Here is an 18,345-nt window from a genome sequence, read left to right on the forward strand (position 1 = left end):
GTGATTGGATACCGACGTGACCGACCCCAGTGCCACCGCTTCCGCCGTGCCCACCCCGCCCGACCCGTTCTTCACCGTCGGCACCCGGCTCGCCAACGGACTCGGACGCACCGGCACGATCCACACCCCGCACGGCGACATCCACACCCCGGCGTTCGTCGGCGTGGGCACCAAGGCGACGGTCAAGGCGGTCCTGCCCGAGGCGATGAAGGAACTCGGGGTGCAGGCCCTGCTTGCCAACGCGTACCACCTGTACCTGCAGCCCGGGTCGGACATCGTCGACGAGGCGGGCGGGCTCGGTAAGTTCATGAACTGGGACGGGCCCACCTTCACCGACAGCGGCGGATTCCAGGTGATGTCCCTCGGGGTCGGCTTCAAGAAGGTCCTGGCGATGGATGCCGTGGGCGTGCGGTCCGACGACGTCATCGCCGAAGGCAAGGAGCGGCTCGCGCACGTCGACGACGACGGGGTCACCTTCAAATCCCACCTCGACGGCTCCCGGCACCGGTTCACCCCGGAGGTGTCGATGCGCATCCAGCATCAGCTCGGCGCCGACATCATGTTCGCGTTCGACGAGCTGACCACCCTGATGAACACCCGCGGCTACCAGGAACAGTCCGTCGAACGGACTCAGGCGTGGGCGGTGCGGTGCATCGCCGAACACGAGAAGCTCACGGCGCAGCGCGCCCACCGTCCGTACCAGGCGCTGTTCGGGGTGGTGCAGGGCGCGCAGTACGAGGACCTGCGCCGGCAGGCGTGCCGCGGGCTCGAATCGATCGTCGGCGAGTCGGGCCGCGGCTTCGACGGCTACGGCATCGGCGGGGCGCTCGAGAAGCAGAACCTCGGCACCATCGTCCGCTGGTGCACCGAGGAACTGCCCGAGCACAAGCCCCGGCACCTGCTCGGCATCAGCGAGCCCGACGACATGTTCGTCGCGATCGAGCACGGCGTCGACACGTTCGACTGCGTGAACCCGTCGCGGGTGGCGCGCAACGCGGCGATCTACCACCCGGACGGGCGTTTCAACATCAACACCAGCCGGTTCCGCCGCGACTTCACCCCGATCGACGAGGACTGCGACTGCTACACCTGCCGGCACTACACGCGCGCGTACATCCACCACCTGTTCAAGGCGAAGGAGATGCTGGCGTCCACGTTGTGCACCATCCACAACGAGCGGTTCACGGTGCGCCTCGTCGACGAGATCCGCGCCGCCATCGACGGCGGGTACCTCGAGGAACACAAGGCCGAGACCCTGGGCCGGTTCTACGCGCGGCGGTGAGTGAGCGTCCGCGAACTCCACCGTCGTCCACGACGGCTGCCGCGGACGACCGGACCGGTCGCGGCGCTCACTCGGCGTAGGTCGGCTCGCGCCGCTTCACGTGCGCGATGACCGCGTAGGTGACCGGCATGACGGCGACCTCGACCAGCGTCTTCCACAGGAACCCGACCACCACGTAGTTCACGAAGTCCGCCCACGTGGTGATGCCGATGACGCCGGCGGCGATCGCACAGAAGATGAGCGTGTCGGCGAACTCGCCGACGACGGTGGAGCCGATCAGCCGCGCCCACAGGTGCTTCTCCTTGGTGACCTCCTTGATGCGCACCAGCACGTAGGAGTTGAGCAGCTGCCCGACGAGGTAGCCGGCGAGGCCGGCCAGCAGCAGCCGCGGCACCACCCCGAGGACCGCCTCGAATGCGGCCTGATTCTCGTAGAAGTCGGCGGGCGGCAGCTGCTGGGCGATCCAGAAGCACAACGCGGCCAGCGCCACCGCACCGAAGCCGTAGTAGACCGCGCGACGGGTCGCGGCGAAGCCGTACACCTCGCTCAGGACGTCACCGACGATGTAGGCGAGCGGGAACAGGAAGAACGCGCCGTCGGTGATGATCGGCAGGACCTGCAGCGGGCCGAGCGCCCACTCGGCGTCGCCGAAGAAGGCCACGCCCTTGCTGGCGGCGACGTTGGAGATGATGAGCACCGCCGTGAACAGGGCCACCAGCCCGGGGTAGTAGCTGCGGACCACGCGGGCGAAGTGCGCATGGTCGGATTGCTGGGTCTGCACGTGCTCTGTCACCCGGCCATCCAAGCACTCGGACCGGAGGAAGGCGAAGAACGGACGAAAAGGACGCGGGCCCCGACCCGGTTGGATCGGGGCCCGCGACGTGCCGTCAGGGGGCTCCGCGACGTGCCGTCAGGGGGCTACCCGTCCGCCCGTGACGACCCGGTACGCGTATGCGTAGGCGATGGTGGTGACGGGCACCGTGACCAGCAGGCCGACGTAGCACAGCAGCGCGCCGACGAAGTTGATCGCGGACAGCACCAGCCACAGCAGGATCAGCTGCCCCACGTTGGCCGCGGCGGCGGACGCGCTCGACTTGATCGCCGTGACCGCGTCCTGCCGCTGGTCGATGACGAAATGCAGCGCCCACACGGTCAGGAAGGCGACGATGATGCCGCCGACGATGACGAGCGAGCCGAGCAGCGTGCCGACCGCGATGAGCAGGGAGACGAGCAGGATCGGACCGAGGCTGCCGACGCGGAAGAAGTCCTTCAGCGCCGGCTTGTGCCCGTCCAGCTCGTACAGGGCCCCGCGCACCGCGGCGGCCTGGACGACGAGCATGCCGATGACGAACGCGACGATCAGCACGATCATCACGACGATCCCGACGCCCGACATGCCCGTGCTGTAGCCGTAGCGGTCCGTCGTGGTCGAGGCCATCACGACGCCGAACATCAGGGCACCGAACACGAGGGCGGCCACGACGATCACACCGGCCAGGCTCAGCCAGCCGCCGACGTTCTCACTGAACTTGCGCCACCCGTAGTTCAGCGCGTCGCCGATGTTGATCTGCGCGCGGGGAGGGCCGAAGCCGGGTGGAGGCGGGTAGCCGCCGGGGGCGCCGTATCCGGGCGGCGGTCCGTACCCGGCCGGATTCCCGTACTGCGGCGGCCCGTACTGCGGGCCGGGCTGTTGCGGTGCGCCACCGTACTGGGCGCCACCGTACTGCGGAGCGCCGTACTGGGGAGCGCCGTACTGGGGAGCGCCGTACTGCGGCGGCGGGCCCTGCGGCGGGGCATAGCCGGGCGGGGGCCCGCCGTAGTTCGGTCCCTGCGGCGGGTAACCCTGGGGCGGACCGTACCCGGGCGGTGGGCCGTACGGCTGCGCGCCCGGGTACTTGTTCGGATCCTGCGGATCGGATCCGGAGTCTCCGGTGGTCATGTCGTTTCCTCGGTCTCCTACTTGTCTTGGCATGTAGGGGGTAGGTGGGTTATGTGCCGTTATTCAGATCATCGTGCTAGTTCTTCAATACTTTTGTCCCTCGGGCCATCTGGTCATGGAACCCCTGCTTCGTGGGACTAACCTGAATAGTGATTGCGATGGCGATGTACGCGGCAATGCTCAGGAGAGAAAAGATCCATCCGAGAAAGGGAATCCAGGCGAGAGCGCTTATCAGAAGGAAGGCATTCCGTGTCGCGGACTCCTGAGTAGTTGGAAATTGACCGTTTGGCCCAGCAACGCTCAGTCCGAAAATCTTCTTACCTGGTGTCCAGCTCTTGCTCGATTCGAAGTAGACAAAATAGACATATAGCGCCACGGGAGAAAGCAAGGTGCCGATGATGTTGAGAAAAAAGCTGTCCGTGAACCACAGGATCATGGAAATGACTCCTGCCGGGATCATGACGATCAGATAATCGATCAGGCGCGCGCCGAAACGGCTCAGCAAGTCGGCCGGTTGTCGGCCCTGTGGACCGAGGCCAGCGGGAGAGGGGTAACTGCCTGGCGTCCCATGGATCGGGCCGGGTCGGCCATAGCCCGATGAAGGCATGTTGCCCTGCGGGGGTGGATAGCTGCCGGGCGTCGGATATTGCCCCGGAGGGGGCGGGTAGTTGCCGGACGGGGGATATTGCCCCGGAGGAGGCGGGTAGTTGCCGGGAGGCGGCGGGTAGCCGCCCTGCGGGGGGTTGGGTTCGCCGCCCTGGTTGTTGGGCTCTTTGCTGGGGTCGTAACCGCCGGTCGTCATCGGATCCTTCTCGGTGGGAGGGTGGAGCCAATCGCGTTGTCGACTGCGCACACTACGTCCGACGCGCCCGAATTGCACGATCACCGGAACTTCCGCGAGCCGGACGACCGGAGCGAACCGGACTACGCGGCGGTGCCGGCCGCGCGGACCCCGTGGGGCTGTCGCGCTGCACCGATACCGGTCACCAGCTGCCGTCGTACACCCACGGCTCCCGCGGGAGCCGGGCCGGATCCCATCGTTCGAGCAGCAGCTCCGGCGTGACGGGCTCGTCCTTGTCCGCCAGGTCGAGCGAGACCGCGATCCGGCTCAGCACGTCGGCCGCGGTGTGGCCCAGCGCCGCCTGGTCGGTGAGCGTGACGGCACCGTCGCGCTTGGCGAGGCGTTTGCCGTGCACGTTCAGCGCCAGCGGCACGTGCGCATAGGTGGGTACCGGAAGCCCGAGCAGCGCCGCGAGATAGGCCTGCCGCGGTGCCGAGGTGAGCAGGTCGTCGCCGCGTACCACCTGGTCGATGCCCTGTGCCGCGTCGTCGACGACGACGGCCAGGTTGTAGGCGGGGATGCCGTCGCCGCGGCGCAGCACGAGGTCGTCGACGACACCGGTGAAGCTGCCGTGCACCTCGTCTGCCACGGTGAAGGTGGCGGCGCCGGACCGCAGGCGCAGCGCGGCGGGCCGCCCCGACGCCCGTTTCGCCTCCCGTTCGGCCTCGGTGAGGTTCCGGCACGTTCCCGGATAGGCGCCCTGCGGGGCGTGCGGCGCGGACGCCGCATGCTGGATCTCGCGTCTCGTGCAGAAGCACTCGTAGGTCAGGCCCGCGCGGGTGAGGCGGGCAATCGCGGCGTCGTAGAGGGGCAGCCGCCGCGACTGGTGGACCACCTCGTCGTCCCAGTCCAGGCCCAGCGCGGCGAGGTCGGCGAGCTGACGTTCCTGCGCGCCGGGCCGGACCCGGTCCAGATCCTCGACGCGGATCAGGAACCGCCGCCCGGTGCTCCGGGCGAACAGCCACGCGAGGACCGCCGTGCGCAGGTTCCCGAGGTGCAGGTCGCCCGACGGGCTCGGGGCGAACCGGCCGGCCCCCACCCGCGCGTCCCCGGCCGAATGTGACATTTGGTCAGACTATCGAGCGTGATGTCACATTCGGTCACCTGCACGCCGGTGGGTCACGCGACGGGCCGGCCGAGCAGGACGGAGCGCTGGGCGTGCACGGTCTCGCGGATCGCCGCGACGACGGCGGCGACCTCCGGCCGGCGCAGCGTCTCCGACCGCGCCACCATCCAGTAGTTCAGCCGCGCCTCCACCTCCCCGGGGAGGATCCGCACCAGGTCGGCGTGCCGGTCGGCCATGAAGCACGGCAGCAGCCCGAGCCCGGCCGCGGCGCGGGTCGCCTCGACGTGGACGAACACGTTGGTCGAGCTCACCGACTCGTGCATGTCCGGGGCGATGCGACGGGCCAGGTCCAGGTCGTCGACCTGCAGCATCGAGTCGATGAAGTACACCAGGGGGTGACGGCTCAGCTCACGCACCGTCGTCGGGGCACCGTGTTCGGCGACGTAGTCCCGCGCCGCGTACAGGCCGAGGGTGTAGTCGGCCAGCCGGTGCGCCTCGGCGCGGTGCACCTGGGGGCGTCCCACCACCACCTCGAGGTCGAGGCCGGACCGCTGCTGCGACGCGCGACGCGTGGCCGCGACGATCTCCACCGCCACGCCCGGGTGCCGTCGCCGCACCAGCGCACCGGCCGGGGCCGCGATGTAGGCGCTGAAGCCGTCGGTCGCCGAGACGCGGACGACGCCCTCGAGCCCGCGGTCCCCGTCGGGTCCGGCCAGCCCGGCGACGGCAGCCTCGATCCGCTCGGCCGCGGCGAGGGCCGAGCGGCCGAGCTCGGTGAGCTCCCATCCGCCCGACGCGCGGGCCAGCACGCGCCCGCCGAGGCTCTTCTCCAGCGCCGCGATACGACGGGCGATGGTCGTGTGGTTGACGCCGAGGTCGTCGGCGGCGGTCGTGAAGCGGCCCGTGCGGCCGACGGCCAGCAGAACCAGCAGGTCATCGGCCGACGGCGCGCTCATGTGTGCATTCTTGCAGATCCACTCTGCGGATCGCGTCATTGTGCATGCAGATCTGTGCATCAATACTCGGCACATGCGTTCAGAAGTGTTGCCCGTCACAGTCGAACCGAGGAGGACGAACCCATGAGCGTCGAACAGGCACGGCCCGACGGCCGTACACCGGACGAGACCCCCGCCTCGGGCCTGCGCAAGGTCGTCGGCGCGTCGATGGCCGGCACCGTCGTCGAGTGGTACGAGTTCTTCCTCTACGGCACCGCCGCCACCCTGGTGTTCTCCAAGGTCTTCTTCCCCGACAACGGCAACGAGCTCGACGCCATCATCGCCGCGTTCGTCACCTACGCCGTCGGCTTCGTCGCGCGGCCCCTCGGCGGCGTCGTGTTCGGCCACTTCGGCGACAAGTTCGGCCGCAAGAAGCTGCTGCAGACCAGCCTCGTGCTCGTCGGCGTCGCCACCTTCCTCATGGGCTGTCTGCCCACTTTCGGTGCCATCGGCTACTGGGCGCCCGCGCTGCTCGTCACGCTGCGTTTCGTCCAGGGCTTCGCCGTGGGCGGCGAGTGGGGCGGCGCGGTGCTGCTCGTCGCCGAGCACAGCCCCAACCGTTCGCGCGGCTTCTGGGCGTCGTGGCCGCAGGCCGGCGTGCCGATGGGCAATCTCGTCGCCACCGTCGTCCTGCTGATCCTGACCACCACGCTGTCCGACGCGGCGTTCCTCTCGTGGGGCTGGCGTATCGCGTTCTGGCTGTCGGCCGTCATCGTGCTGGTCGGCTACTACATCCGCACCAAGGTCACCGACGCGCCGATCTTCCTCGAGGCCCAGCGTGAGGCCGAGCAGATCAAGTCCAGCTCGTACAGCGTCGTCGAGGTCGTCAAGCGATACCCGCGCGGCGTGTTCACCGCCATGGGTCTGCGCTTCGCCGAGAACGTCATGTACTACCTCGTCGTCACGTTCTCGATCACCTATCTCAAGGTGGTCGTCGGTGCGAACACCTCCACCATCCTGTGGTGGATGCTCGCCGCGCACGCCGTGCACTTCGCGATCATCCCCGTCGTCGGGCGCCTGTCCGACACCTTCGGCCGCCGCCCGGTGTACATGGTCGGTGCCGTCACCGCCGGCACGTGGGGCTTCTTCGCCTTCCCGATGATGGACAGCGGGCACAACGCCCTCGTCATGTCCGCCATCGTCATCGGACTGGTGTTCCACGCCTTCATGTACGCCGGCCAGCCCGCGATCATGGCCGAGATGTTCCCGACCCGCATGCGCTACGCGGGTGTCTCGCTCGGCTACCAGGTGACCTCCATCGTCGCCGGCTCGCTCGCGCCGATCATCGCGACCGCGCTGCTCAGCCGCTACGGCAGCGCTGTGCCCATCGCGATCTACCTGGCCGTGGCGTCCGTGGTGACGATCATCGCCGTCGTCGCCGCCCGCGAAACCAAGGGCATCAGCCTGCGCGACATCGATGCCGCGGATGCCCGCGCCGTCGGCGCCGAGAAGACGGCGGTGTCCGCATGAGTGCCCGCACCGCGCTGATCACCGGCGGCGCCGGCGGCATCGGGGCGGCGTGCGCCCGGGAACTGGCCGCCCGCGGCGTGCAGGTCACCGTCGCCGACGTCGACGAGGTCGCCGCCAAGAGCCTCGCCCACGAGATCGGCGGGCAGGCGTGGGCAGTGGACCTGCTCGACACCGACCAGCTCGACGGGCTCCGGCTCGAGGTCGACATCCTCGTCAACAACGCCGGCATCCAGGTCGTCCGCCCGATCGAGGAGTTCGCCCTCACCGACTTCCGCCGGATCCAGACCCTGATGGTGGAGGTGCCCTTCCTCCTCGTGAAGGCGGCCCTGCCGCACATGTACGACCGGGCATTCGGGCGCATCGTCAACGTGTCGTCGGTGCACGGCCTGCGGGCGTCGGCCTTCAAGTCCGCGTACGTCACCGCCAAGCACGGCCTCGAGGGGCTGTCGAAGGTCACGGCCCTCGAGGGCGGTCCGCGCGGCGTCACCAGCAACTGCGTCAACCCGGGCTATGTGCGAACGCCGTTGGTGGAGAAGCAGATCAGCGACCAGGCCCGGCTGCACGGCATCGACGAGGAGCGAGTGCTCGCCGACGTGCTGCTCACCGAGCCGGCGATCAAGCGGCTCGTCGAACCCGGGGAGGTGGCCTCCCTCGTCGCGTGGCTGGCCTCGGACGACGCCGGCATGGTCACCGGCGCCTCCTACACGATGGACGGCGGCTGGACCGCCCGCTGACCCACCCCCTGTGTGTGTGGCCGAATGTCACATCGCGTCGATCAGATCGAACGCGTGTGACATTCGGCCACAGGCATTTTCGAAGGCGATCAGTGGGCGTCGGCGCCGTCGAGCGACAGCTGGATCTGGGTGTGCAGCGCGTGGGTGAGGTACTCCGGCGGATACAGCTCCGGGCTGGCGACGGCGTCGAGGGCCAGGCCGTTGACCGCGGCCAGCAGGAGCGCCGCCCGGGTCTCGGGCTCCGCGGTGCCCATCCGGATCAGGACGGCGGAGACCGCGGTGCGCATCGTGAACAGCGTCGTGTGCCGGATCGTGCTCAACGACGGCGACGTCGCGGCCCGCACGGTGAACGCCGCCATCACGTGCGCCTCGGCGGTGCGCTGGTCGTCGAGCGGCAGCAGCTGGCTCAGCGCCGCGAACAGGGTGCGCGCCGGATCGATGTCGGGGTCGACGGTGCTCAGCCGCGTCAGCACCCGTTCGGCGAGCGCGCGGAACGAGTAGGCGAGCATCTCGTCCTTGGTAGGGAAGTGGTGCTGCACGGCGCCGATCGATACACCTGCATGGCTGGCCACCTCGCGCACGCTGGCGCCGTCGAGCCCGATCCGCGCCGCGACCTCGAGCAGGGCCGCGGCGAGACGCGTGGGGCTGGTGGTGGCATAGGGGCGCGCGCGCATGGATGCACCGTACCTGCGCGCATCTCCATACGTCGGTATGGGGCATCGACCCCGCACCTCGGGGCGGTGTCGGCGACCGTCGCTGCACCACCTGCGGTGCCGCGTGCGGCCGGGCGGTTCCAGGACCGCCGGCGTTCGTCAGAAGTCCTCGTCGATGCAGGCCAGGCGATCACCGGCCATGCCGGCCTCGCCGGGACCGGTCCTGGTGCGCTGCGCGTGGAGTACCACGGATGCGGCCTCACCGTCGCGGACCGCCCAGTCGACCGTCGTCGACGTCTGGGCGTTGCCGTCGCCGTCGGTGGTGATGTCGAGCCAGATCTCGTTCCGGGGGTTCGCGTAGGCCGGATCCGTCGACGGAGATTGCGGGGTGGCCGCGGGGTCCACGTTGTTCTGATAGTGCGGCCCCGCATCCGACGGTTGTGGCCCGCACGGCTGCGTGTGTACGTGCACGCCGAAGTCGCGGGTGGGCGCAAGACCGGTTGCGTTGAGCGTGACCGTCGTGCGGCCGTCTTCCTCTTCGGATTCGACGGTCACGGTCGACCCCACCGGGACGGCGGCTTCGTCGTAGGTGTAGGCGTTGTCGTCGCCACCACCTTCCCCGGGCAGCTGGAAGGCCACTCCATCCGTGCCGGGCAGGGGGGTGGGCATGCCGGTGGTCGTCGTTTCCGAAGACGCGGGAGGCGTCTCGACGGTGGCCTGGTTGTCCGTCGAGGCGTCGTCGCCGCCGCATCCGGCGGCGACGAGTGCGGTCAGGGACACGCCTGCGATCAAGGTTGTACGTCGTGTGTTCATGATTCGGCGTTACCCCCTGGTGCGCCGCGTTGAACCTCCGGCGGAGCGCTCACCCGTGGCACGGTGAGACAGAGGCACACCTGCCGGACCTGCACCGCCGCGGTCCCGCTCGGTCAGGTCCTGCTCACCCCGCTGATGATCAGGGACAGGCCCGCCCCGAGGAGCCAGACGTCCTTGGCGATCGGCGTGCCCTGCTGGGTCGGGCGGAACGATCCGCCCTCGTGCATGCCGGGCATCCGCCAGTACATCGCGAGCAGACCCGAACTGAACGCGGTCAGCGCGGCGCCGGCCACGACGGGGGAGACGACGGGCGCCAGCAGCAGGGTGCCGACGCCGATCTCGGCGGTCGACAGAGCCTGGCCGAACGTCTCCGGCCGCATCTTCCCGAGCCGGGGGAGCGCCTTGCTCGCCATGTCCTGCAGCCCTGCGGCGGCCTCGGGCGGGAGATCGCGCTTACCCAGCCCGGAATTGAGGATGAAAGCACCGGTGGCCAGCCGGAGCGGAACGTTGCTCAGTCGCACGGGAACCTCCGGAGGATCGAATGTGACCGATTATCCCGCATTCCCCGTGACGGTGGCGGCAAACTACCCACGGCCGTCCGGATGCAGCACGATGAAGCGGTCGGCTCACCACCGGGAGGACGCCATGCCCGAGTACGGCCGGAAGCTCCTCTTCGGCAGCTTCCTCACGCCGGCCGCCGAGAACCCTGCCGCGGTCGTCGACCTCGCGGTCGCCTCCGAACGCGCCGGCCTGGACCTGGTCACCTTCCAGGACCACCCGTACCAGGCCCGTTTCCTCGACGCCTGGACCCTGCTGACCTGGGTCGCCGCGCGGACGACGCGGGTACTCGTGGCGCCGAACGTGGCGAACCTGCCGCTGCGCGGCCCGGCGATCCTCGCGCGCAGCGCGGCCTCCCTCGACCGCCTCAGCGGCGGACGCGTGGAGCTGGGCCTCGGCGCGGGCGCCTACTGGGACGCGATCGCCGCGAACGGCGGACCGCACCGCACCACGGGCGAAGCCGTCGACGCGCTGGAGGAGGCGATCACCGTCATCCGGGAGCTGTGGGCCGACCGCCGGGGTGGCGCCCGCGTCGACGGCACCCACTACCGTCTCGCCGGCGCCAAGCGCGGCCCGGCGCCCGCCCACGACATCGGAATCTGGCTCGGCGCCTACGGTCCCCGCATGCTCGCCCTCACCGGACGCGCCGCCGACGGGTGGCTGCCCAGCTCGTTCGCCGCTCCGCCGGACCGGCTCGCCGAGATGTCGAGACGGGTCGACGAGGCGGCTGTGGACGCCGGCCGGGACCCGCGCGAGATCCGCCGGCTCTACAACATCAGCGGCCGATTCGACGGCGGCGCGGACGGCGGGTTCCTCGGCGGGCCGCCCGCCGTGTGGGCGGAGCAGCTCGCGGAGCTGACCCTGCGCCACGGCATCAGCGGCTTCGTGCTCGGCACCGATGCCCGCACCGACATCGAGCGATTCGCGCAGGAGGTCGCGCCGCGCGTCCGCGAACTCGTCTCGGCGGCAAGGTGATCCGGACTCAGCCGGGGAGTACCGCACGTGGCACGCCGGCGCGCAGTTGCACGTCCACCACGAAGTCGCCGTCCTCCGGCGTGTAGCGGCGCCGCGGGTCGTGGTCCTCCACCCGGAAGCTGTCGAGCGCGGGGGAGTGGGTGGTGACGGCGACCGTGCCGTCGTCGAGATCGAACTGCAGCAACCGCTGGAACGCCGTCGCGCGTCGACCGTCGACCAGGAAGTACTGATAGTCGGCGAGCATCTCGACCACGCGCCGGTCGCTGTCGGGGATCGGGCGGTCGGTCACGGTCGTCTGCCCGTCCACGTGCCCGGACAGCACCATGAACACCGACTCGTGCGGCACGACGAGCCGGTTCCAGATCTGCTGGCCCGAACTGCCGCCGATGTCGCCGAATCCGCTCATCCGCAGGCGCCCGTCCTCGTCCAGGTAGTAGTGCGCGGCGACGATCGTGTTGCGGTCCGGATGGGCGGCCAGCACCTGCTCGGCCCAGCGCATCACGTGCTCCGCCGGGTTGTAGCCGATGTAGAGGACGAGGAACCGGGCGCCGGCGATCTCGAACAGGTCGTAGTGCGCCGAGTTGTCGGTGTCGGTCACCGAGTCGCCCCACTGCGGCCGGTCCCGGAACCGCTGCGGCCCGAAGTACGCGTTGTACAGCGCGTGGTTGCGTTCGTGCTCGCCCGGCACGAGCCGGCCCGCGACGTTCCACAGGTTGTCGTGGTTGCCGGGCAGGACCCCGTAGGGCATCCCGGCCGCCTCGAGGATTCCCATCGCCTCCGACGCGACCTCGAACTCCGCGCGGGCGCGGGCGTCCGGGGCGCCCGGCCGGATCCACGACTGGATCAGGTCCCCGGTGTGCACGGTGTACGCGATCTTCCGGTCGCGGGCCTGCTGCGCCGTCCAGGTCGTCATGGCCCGGAAGGCGGCGGTGTCGTCGCGGGCGAGGTACTGGGTGTCGGTGAGGTGCTGGATAGCGAAGTCGTACTCCGCCGGATCGGCGAACGCCTGGTCCGGTACGGCGTTGGCGTCGCGGAAACCCCGGTCGCGACGGGGCCCGTCGATCACCAGGATCTCCACGGGGCCGGCGACGCCGGTGATCCGGGCCTCGAGCACGATCGGTCCGCCGGGCGCCGCGGGCCGGGCCACGGCGCGCGGCTCGCCCCACGATCGGCCCGTGCGCACGTGCAGGGCGAGGTCGTCGAGGTTGACGCTGCGGCCCTGCCACCGGAGCGTCACCGCCTCGGTTCCGGCGGGGAATTCGAGTTCGTAACGGACATAGGGATATTCGTCGAACTTGTCGCCGACGGACACCGGGGCACCGCTCTCGGCGACGTCGCGCGGGAGCGGTGGGTCCGCCGAGTCGGTCACGCCCGCGTACATCGTCGCGGACGTCGCCGGGACGTCGGTGGTCAGTCCCGTCGCCGGGATGCCGACGGACGTGACGGGCGCGGGCACCGACGGTGCCGCCCCGGCGGGGCCGGACAGGAGGGCGGCCACAGCCAGCAACGACACCGGAAGCCAGGAGCCCGGGGCGCGCATCCCCCGACGCTACCGCCGATCAGGCGCAACGCCACCGCCGATCAGGCGCGGCGCTACCGCCGATCAGGCGCGACGGCCCAGGTGCGCGAGCACCCGGGTCCGCCGGTCGGCGTCCGCGGGCACCTCGACGGCGGGCCCGCAGACCCCCTCCATACGGATCGAGTCGCCCAGGGCCTGCGCCGTCGCCTCCACGAAGTCGAGATCCTCGTCGTCGACGGAGTCGTCCAGGCCGGCGGCGCGGGCGATGTCCCAGCCGTGCACGACGAGGTCGAAGTTGTAGAACCGCGCGACGGTCGCGGCGAGGGTGGTGCGGCCGAAGTGGCCGTCGTACTCGAGGCCGGCGCGCTGCGGATCGTCGAGGATCGCCTGCATGCCGTCGCGGGTGGCGGCCCACGCGCCGGCCGGGTCGGTGTCCGGCGAGGGGCAGGCGGGCAGTTCCAGGCCGACGACGGTGACGATCTGCCGCTGCGTGTCGACGACGTGCCGCAGCACGTCGCGGGCGGTCCAGCCCTCGCAGGGCGACGGCGCGTCCCACCGGTCGGCCGGCACGGCCTCGACGCGTGTGGTGAACTTCGCCGCGAGTTCGCGGTAGTGACGGGCGGGGGAGAGGGTCTCGGTCATGCCGCGAATTCTTCCGCCCCGAGGTCGCCGAGGGATTGGATACTTCGGACATCGAGTGCCGAGCCCGGGCCGTGCCACCGTGGTGCCTCGCCGGCGAGCAGGGCGGTGGGCGTCAGGGTGGAGATCCTGCGGGCCTCACGGTTCAGGTGCGACTGGTCGCTGTAGCCGGCGACCGATGCGAGTTCGGCCAGTCCGCGCCCGGGACCGGCGTCGGCGAGGGCCATGAACCGTTGCAGGCGAAGAATCGATCGCAACGTGGCCGGGCCGTACCCGAACGCCTCGTTGCAGCGGCGCTGCAGCTGACGCTCGGTGAGTGCGGCGGTGTCGGCGAGCGTGCCGACGCTCCACGAGTGCCCGGACAGTGCCTGCCGGAGGTGCCCGATCAGCGGGTCGGGGGCAAGGCCGTGCGCGAGCCAGCGCCGCACCGCGGATTGGAACACCTCGAGCCGTTCGGGGGCGGTCCGGGCGTTGTCGAGCCGGTCGGCGAGTGGTCTGGCCCCGGCCGAGCCGATCAAGTCGTCCAACCCGACGCGGGTATCGCGGAGTTGCGCGGCCGACGCGCGCAGGGCGAACGAGGCGAGACCGGGGCGGAACCGCACGCCGGCGGAGACGACGCCGGGCGGCAGGGTGAACGACCACGCGGAGGTTTCCGGACCGCACACGCGGATGCCGACGCCGGCGATCCACAGGACGTCGACGCATCCGTCCGGAACGAGGAGGTGACTCTGCCCGTCGGAGACCGCCGACCACACGCACACCAGGTGCTCGGCGAGGTCCGCGCTGGGAGTGCTCGGCACATACCACCTCATGGCCCACGAGCGTAGGCGCAGGCTCCGACAATCGCTGCCTGCGTGGGGAACCGGCTTCCGTCACGGCCGGTACGGCAGGTGCCGCACCGCGACGGTGAGTGCGACGGCGACCGCGGTGGCGACCCACAGGGCGTGCAGTCCGAACGCCCGATGCGCGAGGGCACCGCCGACGGCGCCGGTCACCAGGCCCAGCCACAGGCCCAGGTACGGCAGCCAGCTCCAGCGGGGCCCGCCGAACAGCGCGGCCGCGAGCCGCTGCCCGATCTTGACGAGCGCCCCGGTCATGTACGTCAGGGCCACGCTCACCTCGCCGTCGCGCTGGAACACCGAGTTCTCCGCGCCCATGGCGAGGGTCATCGCCACCACCGCGACGGGCGTCCACCCCGCCGTGTGGGCGAGCGCACCGAGTAGCAGCAGCGCGGATACCGCGGCGAGGACGGCGGTCTTGCGGGCGCGCCGGCTGCGGTCGGACAGTTGCGCCACCACCCCGCCGAGGACGACACCGACGAGGAAGAGCCCGATGATGCCGGCGGTGAGGGCCGCCTGGCCCCAGGCGCCGTCGGCCAGGCCGACGCTCATGCGCGTGGAGTTGCCGCTCATGAACGACACGAACACGCCCCCGAGGGTGATGAAGCCGAGCGCGTCGACGAATCCGGCGAGGCCGGACAGCGCGATGGCGAGGGCCGTGAGTTGTCTGCCGTATCCGACCACGGACAAATCGTAATCACCTTGTGCTGTTACCTCTGGTAACGAAAGGGATGTCCGGTACGACCTCCGGGAGACGCCCTTTCGTTCCCCCGCGGAGGGTGCCGCCGTACCGCATCCCGCCCCCAGGAGTACCCAGCGTGTTCGCCTCACCGTCCCGCCAGTCCCCGAACCACCGCAGGCGGGGATGGAGCGCCGGACTCGCCGCGGCGGCCCTGCTGCTGACCGGATGCGCCGCAGCAACGGACACCGCCACCCCGGCGCACGCGCCCACCGTCGCCGCGACCCCGACGGTGACGACCACCCCGCCCCCGGCCCCCGCACCGGCGCCGACCCACGTTCCCGCGGACGCATCCGCCTCGTCGGCGCTGGCCACGCTCGCGACGCTGCCGGTCAAGGGGCGAGCGCCCAAGACCGGTTACGACCGCGAACTCTTCGGCCCGGCGTGGAGCGACGACGTCGACGTCGACGGCGGCCGCAACGGCTGCGACACCCGCAACGACATCCTGCGGCGCGACCTCGTCGACATCACCTACAAGACCGCCACCCGGGACTGCGTGGTCCTCTTCGGCACCCTCCACGACGCCTACACCGGCACGACCATCGAGTTCCGCCGTGGCCAGGACACCTCCGCCGACGTGCAGATCGACCATGTCGTCGCGCTGTCCGACGCGTGGCAGAAGGGTGCCCAGCAGCTCGACCAGCAGACCCGCGCGAACTTCGCCAACGATCCCCGCAACCTGCAGGCCGTCGACGGCGACGCCAACCAGCAGAAGGGCGACGGCGACGCCGCGACCTGGCTGCCGCCGAACCGGTCCTACCGGTGCACGTACGTCGCGCGGCAGATCGAGGTCAAGGCCCTCTATCAGCTGTGGGTGACCCAGGCCGAGCACGACGCGATGGTCCGCGTCCTCACCGAGTGCGGCGCCGCCGCCCCGGCCCCCGTGCCCGCCGCGCCTGCCGCGACCGTGGCGCCGGAACCGGCCCCGTCGGTGGCATCGCCGCCGGCCGCCGCCGCGACCTACCGCAACTGCGCCGAGGCGCGGACCGCCGGCGCCGCGCCGCTGTACGCCGGTCAGCCCGGGTACAGCGAGGAGATGGACGGTGACCGGGACGGTGTCGCCTGCGAGTGAGCCGCCCGGCGCGTCAGCGCTCCGCGACCGTGATCGTCACCGTGTCGCCCACCTCGACCGACTCGGCGGCGCGCACCGACCTCTTCAACGCGAGGAAATGCCGGCCGTCGCCCCGCGGCTGCAGGGACGTGTCCCACTCGGTGCCGCCCATGCGGGCGCGTACCGGGATCAGTCCGCGTACGGCGACGCTCGTCACGGCCTCGACGATCCGGGCCGGCACGTCGAGGTAGTGCCAGCCGCCCGGGCCGGGAAAGACCTCGACGATGCCGGAGAAGCGCATGCCGCGAGGCTAGAGGGTGGGGCCGACACGACAGGGAAGCGAAAAAGCCCCTGTGATCCGCGAAGCTGCGGATCACAGGGGCTTCCCCGTGGCGGAGGATAGGGGATTTGAACCCCTGAGGGCGTTAACCCAACCCGCGTTCCAGGCGAGCGCCATAGGCCACTAGGCGAATCCTCCGTGGGGAAGCATACCGAATATGACCTGGTGGTTGCCAAACGGGGAGGTCGCCGCGGGTTTCGGCGGGGTGTGGCGGTGCCGATTCACGGTTCGGAGCGATGTTTGTCTACACTGGCCGATGGATCCCGCGCGGCGCGCATCCTGTGAACTCCCCCAGGGCCGGAAGGCAGCAAGGGTCAACGGGCTCTGCCGGGTGCGCGGGGTCCCCTAGCTTCCGATGCCGATGCCCGTGCCGTTGGGCGCGGTGAAAGGTCCTTCCGCATGCCTACCCAAACCCAGATTGGGTTGATGAGCCATGAGGAACTCGTCGCAGAGCACGAGCGCCAGTCCCACAACTACGCGCGACTCGAAGCCGAGAAGCTGACGCTGGACCTGACTCGCGGCAAGCCGTCCCCCGAGCAGCTGGACCTCTCCGCGGAGTTGCTGTCGCTGCCCGGGGTCGACGACTACCGCGACGCGTCCGGCACGGACTGCCGTAACTACGGCGGCCTGCGCGGACTGCCCGAGCTGCGCGCCATCTTCGGGGAGCTCCTGGGCATCCCCACCGAGAACCTGATCGCCGGCAACAACGCCAGCCTCGAGATCATGCACGACCTGGTCGTGGCGTCGTTGCTGCACGGCACGGTGGATTCACCGCGCCCGTGGTCCCAGGAACCCGTCGTCAGGTTCCTGTGCCCCGCGCCCGGCTACGACCGGCACTTCGCGATCACCGAGTCGTACGGGATCGAGATGATCCCGGTGCCCATGCACGACGACGGGCCGGACCTGGCGAAGATCGCCGCGCTCGTCGGCTCGGACCCGCAGATCAAGGGCATGTGGGCGGTGCCCACCTACTCGAACCCGACCGGCGCCGTGTACTCCGAGCGCGCCGCCCGCGAACTGGCGTCGATGCCGACCGCCGCGCCGGACTTCCGGATCTTCTGGGACAACGCGTACGCCGTGCATCCCCTGGTCGAGGAGGCCGCCCCCGCCCTGGACATCCTGGGCATGGCGGCCGAGGCCGGGCACCCGAACCGCGTGTTCGTCCTCGCCTCGACATCCAAGATCACCTTTGCCGGCGCCGGCGTCAGCTTCTTCGGCAGCTCGGCCGAGAACCTGGCGTGGTACGAGAAGTTCCTGGGTATCAAGACCATCGGCCCGGACAAGGTCAACCAGCTGCGTCATCTGCGCTTCTTCGGTGATGCCGACGGGGTGCGGGCCCACATGGCCAAGCATCGCGAGCTCCTCGCACCGAAGTTCGCGCTCGTGCTGAAGATCCTCGAGGACCGGCTCGGGCCGTCGAAGGTGGCGTCCTGGACCGAGCCGAAGGGCGGCTACTTCATCAGCCTCGACGTGGTGGAGGGCACCGCCAAGCGGGTCATCTCCCTCGCGAAGAACGCGGGGATCGCGCTGACCGCGGCCGGGTCGGCGTTCCCGTACAAGAACGACCCCGAGGACAAGAACATCCGGCTCGCCCCGAGCTTCCCGTCGCTGAACGAACTCGCCACCGCCATGGACGGCGTCGCGACGTGCGTGCTGCTCGCGGCGACCGAGAAGGCCCTGGGCAAGTAGCTCCTCCCCGTAGGCCCCGGTCGTCACGCGGCGACCGGGGCCTACGGGTGTTTCCCCCCACCTGTGGACAACTCTGTGGACAAGCGGTGGACAACTCGGCTCGGTCGGGCCGCGGGCAATTCTCGCCGTCACGGCCCGGTCGTCCTGGCCGAATGTCACATCGCTTCGGTCACGGCTGACTCAGGTGGTCCATGCGACACGCT

General features: G+C 70.3%; 19 protein-coding genes, 1 tRNA gene and 1 other RNA gene. 7 read left to right on the forward strand and 14 right to left on the reverse strand.

All coding sequences use genetic code 11. The features are described 5' to 3' along the window. Positions 1–16 precede the first annotated feature (16 nt). Positions 17–1,282, forward strand: a complete 1,266-nt coding sequence (gene tgt / locus CQZ88_RS04840) for a tRNA guanosine(34) transglycosylase Tgt (RefSeq protein WP_006946397.1) — start codon at positions 17–19, stop codon at positions 1,280–1,282. Between the two features lie 67 nt (positions 1,283–1,349). Here tgt and CQZ88_RS04845 read toward each other — a convergent pair whose 3' ends face one another. The 5 genes from CQZ88_RS04845 to CQZ88_RS04865 all read right to left on the reverse strand — a co-directional run bounded on the left by CQZ88_RS04845 (position 1,350) and on the right by CQZ88_RS04865 (position 6,084). Further along, positions 1,350–2,075, reverse strand: coding sequence for a queuosine precursor transporter (locus CQZ88_RS04845; protein WP_006946396.1), 726 nt, complete (start codon positions 2,073–2,075; stop codon positions 1,350–1,352). 117 nt (positions 2,076–2,192) lie between these two features. Further along, a complete protein-coding gene (locus tag CQZ88_RS29770) occupies positions 2,193–3,221 on the reverse strand; it encodes a hypothetical protein (protein WP_180986947.1) in 1,029 nt (342 codons plus the stop codon). 76 nt (positions 3,222–3,297) lie between these two features. Next, complete coding sequence (locus CQZ88_RS04855; RefSeq protein WP_102799325.1) at positions 3,298–4,023, reverse strand: RDD family protein; 726 nt, start codon at positions 4,021–4,023, stop codon at positions 3,298–3,300. A 181-nt stretch (positions 4,024–4,204) separates the two neighbouring features. Then, positions 4,205–5,128 (reverse strand): tRNA glutamyl-Q(34) synthetase GluQRS, encoded by a 924-nt coding sequence (gene gluQRS / locus CQZ88_RS04860; RefSeq protein WP_029547083.1) that lies wholly within the window; start codon positions 5,126–5,128, stop codon positions 4,205–4,207. 53 nt (positions 5,129–5,181) lie between these two features. Then, a complete protein-coding gene (locus CQZ88_RS04865) occupies positions 5,182–6,084 on the reverse strand; it encodes a LysR family transcriptional regulator (RefSeq protein WP_006943063.1) in 903 nt (300 codons plus the stop codon). Positions 6,085–6,207: 123 nt separating this feature from the next. Here CQZ88_RS04865 and CQZ88_RS04870 point away from each other — a divergent pair, with 123 nt between their 5' ends. Together CQZ88_RS04870 and CQZ88_RS04875 are read left to right on the forward strand one after the other, a co-directional pair. Beyond that, on the forward strand, positions 6,208–7,593 hold the full coding sequence (locus CQZ88_RS04870; RefSeq protein ID WP_006943064.1) for an MFS transporter: 1,386 nt from the start codon (positions 6,208–6,210) through the stop codon (positions 7,591–7,593). Beyond that, complete coding sequence (locus CQZ88_RS04875; protein ID WP_102799326.1) at positions 7,590–8,327, forward strand: 3-hydroxybutyrate dehydrogenase; 738 nt, start codon at positions 7,590–7,592, stop codon at positions 8,325–8,327. The genes CQZ88_RS04870 and CQZ88_RS04875 overlap by 4 nt, the downstream gene beginning before the upstream one ends. An 89-nt stretch (positions 8,328–8,416) precedes the next feature. On the opposite strand, the gene CQZ88_RS04880 is transcribed toward CQZ88_RS04875, so the two are convergent. From CQZ88_RS04880 to CQZ88_RS04890, 3 genes are all read right to left on the reverse strand, one after another. Then, positions 8,417–9,001: a TetR/AcrR family transcriptional regulator gene (locus CQZ88_RS04880; RefSeq protein ID WP_006943066.1), complete on the reverse strand. Its 585-nt coding sequence runs from the start codon at positions 8,999–9,001 to the stop codon at positions 8,417–8,419. A 138-nt stretch (positions 9,002–9,139) separates the two neighbouring features. Next, positions 9,140–9,793, reverse strand: coding sequence for a superoxide dismutase family protein (locus CQZ88_RS04885; protein WP_029547086.1), 654 nt, complete (start codon positions 9,791–9,793; stop codon positions 9,140–9,142). Between the two features lie 113 nt (positions 9,794–9,906). Then, the gene (locus tag CQZ88_RS04890; protein WP_006943069.1) at positions 9,907–10,314 is read right to left on the reverse strand and encodes a hypothetical protein; all 408 of its coding nucleotides are present in this window, start codon (positions 10,312–10,314) and stop codon (positions 9,907–9,909) included. Positions 10,315–10,438: 124 nt separating this feature from the next. Between CQZ88_RS04890 and CQZ88_RS04895 the strand changes: the two genes are divergently transcribed. Continuing rightward, entirely contained in the window at positions 10,439–11,326 is an 888-nt protein-coding gene (locus CQZ88_RS04895) for an LLM class flavin-dependent oxidoreductase (protein ID WP_102799327.1), read from the forward strand. A 7-nt stretch (positions 11,327–11,333) separates the two neighbouring features. Here CQZ88_RS04895 and CQZ88_RS04900 read toward each other — a convergent pair whose 3' ends face one another. The 4 genes from CQZ88_RS04900 to CQZ88_RS04915 form a co-directional block, all read right to left on the reverse strand. After that, positions 11,334–12,866, reverse strand: a complete 1,533-nt coding sequence (locus CQZ88_RS04900; protein ID WP_102799328.1) for a metallophosphoesterase — start codon at positions 12,864–12,866, stop codon at positions 11,334–11,336. A gap of 63 nt (positions 12,867–12,929) precedes the next feature. Further along, entirely contained in the window at positions 12,930–13,487 is a 558-nt protein-coding gene (locus CQZ88_RS04905) for a TIGR03086 family metal-binding protein (protein WP_065923161.1), read from the reverse strand. After that, positions 13,484–14,296 carry a helix-turn-helix domain-containing protein gene (locus CQZ88_RS04910; RefSeq protein ID WP_174824754.1) on the reverse strand — a complete coding sequence of 271 codons (813 nt, stop codon included), beginning with the start codon at positions 14,294–14,296 and terminating at the stop codon, positions 13,484–13,486. Before CQZ88_RS04910 ends, CQZ88_RS04905 begins: the two co-directional genes overlap by 4 nt. Before the next feature lie 60 nt (positions 14,297–14,356). Continuing rightward, positions 14,357–15,007 carry a YoaK family protein gene (locus CQZ88_RS04915; RefSeq protein ID WP_029547091.1) on the reverse strand — a complete coding sequence of 217 codons (651 nt, stop codon included), beginning with the start codon at positions 15,005–15,007 and terminating at the stop codon, positions 14,357–14,359. Positions 15,008–15,141: 134 nt separating this feature from the next. Here CQZ88_RS04915 and CQZ88_RS04920 point away from each other — a divergent pair, with 134 nt between their 5' ends. After that, the gene (locus CQZ88_RS04920; protein ID WP_102799329.1) at positions 15,142–16,134 is read left to right on the forward strand and encodes a DUF1524 domain-containing protein; all 993 of its coding nucleotides are present in this window, start codon (positions 15,142–15,144) and stop codon (positions 16,132–16,134) included. A gap of 13 nt (positions 16,135–16,147) precedes the next feature. Here CQZ88_RS04920 and CQZ88_RS04925 read toward each other — a convergent pair whose 3' ends face one another. Beyond that, positions 16,148–16,414 (reverse strand): DUF1905 domain-containing protein, encoded by a 267-nt coding sequence (locus CQZ88_RS04925; protein WP_065923159.1) that lies wholly within the window; start codon positions 16,412–16,414, stop codon positions 16,148–16,150. A gap of 89 nt (positions 16,415–16,503) precedes the next feature. Then, positions 16,504–16,591: transfer RNA gene (locus tag CQZ88_RS04930), tRNA-Ser, on the reverse strand. 117 nt (positions 16,592–16,708) lie between these two features. Here CQZ88_RS04930 and ffs point away from each other — a divergent pair. Then, positions 16,709–16,803: signal recognition particle sRNA small type (gene ffs, locus CQZ88_RS04935), an RNA gene on the forward strand. A 49-nt stretch (positions 16,804–16,852) separates the two neighbouring features. Continuing rightward, entirely contained in the window at positions 16,853–18,142 is a 1,290-nt protein-coding gene (locus CQZ88_RS04940; RefSeq protein WP_006943089.1) for an aminotransferase class I/II-fold pyridoxal phosphate-dependent enzyme, read from the forward strand. Positions 18,143–18,345 lie beyond the last annotated feature (203 nt).

The organism is Rhodococcus sp. ENV425, from assembly GCF_002887785.1.
Lineage (GTDB): Bacteria > Actinomycetota > Actinomycetes > Mycobacteriales > Mycobacteriaceae > Rhodococcus > Rhodococcus aetherivorans.